We start from the raw sequence: 260 nt of genomic DNA, 5'->3' as shown, positions 1-260 counted from the left end.
GGCCAGTGGCGACGTGCACGTCGTGGGATTCCACGACCGACTGGGTCGACTGGCGCAGCAGCGCGAACAGGGAGGAGCGCGACAGCAATTCGCTCAGCATCTGCACCAGGACTTCGTTGCCCAGCATCCGGGCCAGCACGATGTGGAAGTCGGCCAGCAGGCGCGTGCGGCCCGACACCTGGGCGCCGGTCACGGCCGCGCGCTCGCACTCCAGGTGTTCGCGCAGCTGGCGGATCTGTTCGTCGGTGATGGTGGCGCAC

Annotated in this window: 1 protein-coding gene; it reads right to left on the bottom strand. The window is 68.8% G+C overall.

From position 1 onward, the window contains the following. The coding region (locus KVT32_RS30475; RefSeq protein ID WP_217619476.1) for an FCD domain-containing protein at positions 1-260 on the bottom strand (260 nt) is incomplete at both ends.

Source organism: Achromobacter sp. GbtcB20 (assembly GCF_019091095.1).
Classification (GTDB): Bacteria; Pseudomonadota; Gammaproteobacteria; order Burkholderiales; family Burkholderiaceae_B; genus Achromobacter; species Achromobacter mucicolens.
The sequence above is the reverse complement of the archived record's forward strand: the minus strand, read 5'-3'. Positions and strand labels throughout refer to the sequence as shown.